Origin of the sequence: uncultured Campylobacter sp. (assembly GCF_938017615.1) — a bacterium.
In the GTDB taxonomy this organism is placed as follows: domain Bacteria; phylum Campylobacterota; class Campylobacteria; order Campylobacterales; family Campylobacteraceae; genus Campylobacter_B.
Genome location: NZ_CALIJA010000054.1, coordinates 1 through 4,708, shown reverse-complemented (window position 1 = coordinate 4,708; position 4,708 = coordinate 1). Strand labels below are relative to the sequence as shown.

The window sequence follows — 4,708 nt, the reverse complement described above, 5'->3', positions numbered from 1 at the left end:
CGATATTCCTCTGAATATAAATTTATCTTAATAACTTGTAAATCCGCGCATAATTACTTAAATAAACGGGCTCAAACAGATCTTTATCATAGTTTTCCAGCACAAAAAGTTGGATAAAGGCTGATTCAAAAACCTTTTTATCTAAGATTAAAATTCTTTGGTAATCCGGTAAAAATATCACGTAAAGATTGGAATTTTTATCTACTTGTTTGGATAATTTGACGAGTTTGCCGTTTACTTCGCCCACTTGATAATATGAATTAATAGGCATTCTTTTACCGTCATAGATTAGGTATTCAGGATCGACGCTAGGCAGCGTGCATTCATCATTTATTATGATGCTCTCTCCATCTTTACCCATTCTAATATCATAACCCACATGAATAAATGGCGTCCAAGACTCTTTACCTGTTTCTATATCTACAGTAGAAAATTTTAAAATATTGGGCAATATATCTATCATGTGCGGTACGAAATAATAATATATATCCCTAGTTTTCCGTGGAAGCTTGAAATTCTTATCGCTTAAAGAACTTAAAAATTTATTGATATCGGCTTCGCCATAATCTTTTTGAATTTGATATAGATTTAGTTTAAATTTATCTTCCAATTTAGGATCAAATTTTTTACCTTGCAACTTTTGTATATATTCTACGTTAAGCCTTGCCATATTAGCAGAGCTTACCTCATCTTTATTAAAGGAAAACGCACTCATAAAAGTGTATTCTCCTGCCTGTCTACCTCCGGGATCAGCTACTACTTTTACATCTGAGTAATATCTGATTAAATATCCGTAATCCCACCACGATAGTACATAATCCTCCCTGCTAGCTTTATTTTTTAGCTCTGCAAGAGGCGTTATGGAGTCTTTCGTAAGCGTAGGCGCAACTCGGAATTTATAAATAAAATCTATGCTAGGCATTAGCGCTAAACAGGTTAAAATAGCCAACAAAGTACTTCTAAGCCAGGTACGTATTTCAAAGTAATTCAGCACAAAATATATAAAACAAGCAAATCCAAGCGCTATAATCGGCGTAGCATACATTGTAAAGCGAGTTCCACCGAAAAGTGCTAAAACTCCAAGCGCTATCATCGGCAAGGTTAAGATAAACGAACGGAATTTTATCAGCAGTAGAGCCAGCCCTCCTACAGCGCATATAAATATAAATAGATGCCCACTAGATTCAAGCACAAATTTCATGAAATTAGCGTTTTCTACCTCATTAACCGTATTTCTAACGCCGTAGAAGTAGAAAATTTCCTCTTTGCTTACATCTTTTAAGATGTAAGCTTTAAGCTGCACTGCTATGGGCGTAAGTCCGCCGAATATGACGAACGTAATTGCGACGATCACGCCCAAAATCCAAAGAGCTTTTTTGCTTTTATGACTTGGAATTTTAATCATTAAAAAATATAAAAACACAATAAGTGCGATTTTAAACAATAAAATATAGTTTACGATTATTGTCTCACCTTCGTAATACGCGCTAAATTTTATGATCGCTGCAACCATAAGAATAATCACTTTGTAATTTGCCTCATTGCGTCTATTAAAAATCAAAGTATAGATTAAAAATATCACTATAATCGCCATATTTAAAGAATACGAGCTCGGATACCACCAGCTATAAAGCGCCATAAAGACCGCGGGCAAGATTAAATTTCGCTGCGAGCCGCTTTGCGTAAGCCTGATTAGAGCCCAGATTGTCAGCATCGGCAGGACGATATTTAGCATATCGCTATCAAAATACCCGCCCAAAGTTCTGATATAATACCCTGGCAGCACGCAAGCAAGCAGCGCTGCGATGATACCAGCACCCAGGATCTTATACTCTCTTGCTATTAAAATAATCGGCACGGCCACCAGCGGCGCTAAAAACACGCTCATATAAATCGTAATGCTATTTAGGCTGACTGGTAAAATTTTACTAAGCAAAAATGCCAGAGTTGGGATCGACGCGCCGTACGGGCTAAGATCGCCCGGCTGGTGAAAGCCCGCTATCATATCGCGCGCACCCTCGGCGTTTGCAAAGGCGTCATTTGTAGTCATGATGAGCTCGCCGTCAAAAGAAAACTGCTCGATCCCGCTAGCCCAATATATCCAAAAAAACCTGCACGCCACGCCGAATATATAAACCAGCGTCATGATCAAAAAAATATCCATGCGCGAACATTCGCCGTTTGTAATTCTAAATTTTTGCATCTTTTTCCTTGATTCGCCGTTTGAAGTACCGAGCGGCAGGGTTAGAATTTGCCTCTACAAATTTTACTCGCTTTATCGCGCCCACGTTACGTTTTTAACGACATTGTTTAATTTGCGTTTATTATAGCAGAATTTATCGATATTAAAAGCAAAATTTTAAAAATAACCGAAGTCAAGCCGTTTAGAATTTAAATTTGTGATATGCAATTTTGGCGACCATCAAAAAATACGATATGTAAAGATAGAGATTAAGATGTAAACTAAATATCCAATATAAGGCAGATACAAAACAACACCAAGCCAATAAACATGCGTATATCTAACATATTATAAATTCCATCTTCTGGGTGCGGAATGAACAAATATAGGACAATAAACATAACGAACGCTTTTAAAAAAAATATATAATAACGTTTTATTCATAGGCATATATTTAGCGATCTATGCTATGGCTTGATAGCAGAAACAACCGGTCGTTGCAAGAAGCTTACGCCGAGCCGGTGGATTTTTGTGGTTTAGACGAAATTCTCGCCTAATACGCGTCGCACATAAACTTACAGACGGTTTTCGTGCGCAGATTAAGTATGATCGAGCTTAGGCAGCGGCCGTCCTTGTTGCCGCTTAGCAGGCGCACGACATCGCCCTCTTTCCATTGCGTGCTGTCGCCCTCGATCGTCCTGTAATGCGCGCCGTTAATGACAAGCGACTCGCCGCCTTTTAGAGTTTTATCGATCTTTAGGTCGCTTGCGATCTGGCTTAGATCGCCTTTTAGGGCATTTGCGATTAGTTTTTCCTCGGCCTGCTCATGCGTCTTCATCGAGCTTTTGGCAAAGTCCGGCACCTGCACAGTTTCGGTCTGAGCCGAAGCAAACACGGCGAGCATGCAAGCGGCGTAAATTAGTTTCATATTTTCTCCTCGGTTTTTTCAAAATTTCGGCGATTATAGCAAAGTTTACTTAAAAATTTCGGTCTAAGCCTAGCTAGAGTTTAAATTTAAGAAACCGCCCGTCTGTTTAAAACAGAGCCGAACTCAATGGCAAATTATAAAATTTCGCCGTAATTTAAAATTTACTTATTAAAATACGCCACGAGCGCGCTTAGCCAAACAAACAGCGCTATGATCCAAAACATCACTCGCGGCGTACCCGCGGAAAATGCCGCAAGCATCGCCGAGGAGAGGATGTCGCTGCCGTATTGCAGCGAGCCGATGAGCGCAGCGACCGAGCCCTTCATCTCCTGCGGCACGCTATCAAGAGCGGTGGCATTGGAGCAAGAAGCGATGATGCCGTTCATGCTAAAAACGAAAAACATCGGGATTATCACGCTAAGAACGCCGCCAGTTTTGAAAAACGCAAACGCAAACAGCACGCTGGCAGCAAGCGCGGCAACGAGAGTGGAGACTATGAGTAGACGGTTTAGCGCATAGCGCTTTACCAGATTTTTGTTTACGAAACTTAGCGCCATGACGCCCACGATGTTTATGCCGAATAAAAATCCGTAGTATTTGCTAGGAATGCCGAAATAATCGATATATACAAACGATGAGCCCGTGATAAAGGCATAGGCGGCTACATAGAAAAACGTCACGCTAAGAGTGTAGCGCATAAATTTGGCGTCTTGCAATAATCATCTTAGATAGTTTCTAAAAGACGATGCGATAGGCTTCGTGGAGCGCTTTTGCGGCGGCAAGGTCTCTGGCAGAGAAAAAATCATCGCAAACATAACCGCGCTAGCTAGCGCCATCAGCCAAAATATCCCGTGCCAAGAGCCAAACTCCAGTATCGCGCCGCCTGGTAACGGACCCGCTACCCAAGCTATCGCCATGATGATAACTAGCGTAGAGAGCATCTGCGCGGCCTGCGAGCTACCGAAAAGATCGCTAATCATCGCTCGGCTTAGCATCGGTCCTACGCACGCGCCCATAGCCTGAAACACGCGCCAGAAAAGGGCGCAGCATAGCGTCTGGCATCCCACATCCTACTGATCCGATCGCAAAGAGCGCCATACCGATGAAAAGCGAGATTTTACGCCGGGTTCTATCGCTGATAGGCCCCCAGACGAGCTGCGCGATAGCAAAGCCGATCAAAAAGCCCGTTATCGTGAGCTCCGAGTCTCCGTGCAGCTGCCGCTCCATCGTAGGCATAGCGGGCAGATATACGTCCGTAGATAGCGATGTACACGCCATAAGCGCGCTTAGCACGACTAAAAAATAGTGAAGTTTTTGAGGAGTTCAAATTTTTCCTTTTGTTGTTATTTGAGTGAGCGCAGGGTTTGCGCGACTAGATTTAAATTTGCCCAAATTTACCGCGTAAATTTTGTGTAATTATAGCTAAAATTTAAATGCCTTTCAGTACAGAAGCTTGGAGTAAATTTAATGTAAAATTTTTGGCATAAATTTAAATACAAGCGGGGTAAAAATTCTACTTAGTTTTGCTTGGGGTTTTTCAAGAAACCTTAATCAAGGTAGACTAAATTTTGCGACAAACTATGTAACCGAACAAATTT

At 41.4% G+C, this 4,708-nt stretch carries 3 protein-coding genes and 1 pseudogene; all 4 read right to left on the bottom strand.

Annotation, left to right across the window (positions count from 1 at the left end):
- Positions 1–22: 22 nt before the first annotated feature.
- Positions 23–2,203: an STT3 domain-containing protein gene (locus Q0620_RS02375; protein WP_298783062.1), complete on the bottom strand. Its 2,181-nt coding sequence runs from the start codon at positions 2,201–2,203 to the stop codon at positions 23–25.
- 532 nt (positions 2,204–2,735) lie between these two features.
- A complete protein-coding gene (locus tag Q0620_RS02370) occupies positions 2,736–3,110 on the bottom strand; it encodes a hypothetical protein (protein ID WP_298783061.1) in 375 nt (124 codons plus the stop codon).
- 161 nt (positions 3,111–3,271) lie between these two features.
- Positions 3,272–4,090, bottom strand: a pseudogene (locus Q0620_RS02365) (MFS transporter).
- On the bottom strand, positions 4,083–4,388 hold the full coding sequence (locus tag Q0620_RS02355; RefSeq protein WP_298783058.1) for an MFS transporter: 306 nt from the start codon (positions 4,386–4,388) through the stop codon (positions 4,083–4,085). The pseudogene Q0620_RS02365 and the gene Q0620_RS02355 overlap by 8 nt, the downstream one beginning before the upstream one ends.
- Between the last annotated feature and the right edge of the window lie 320 nt (positions 4,389–4,708).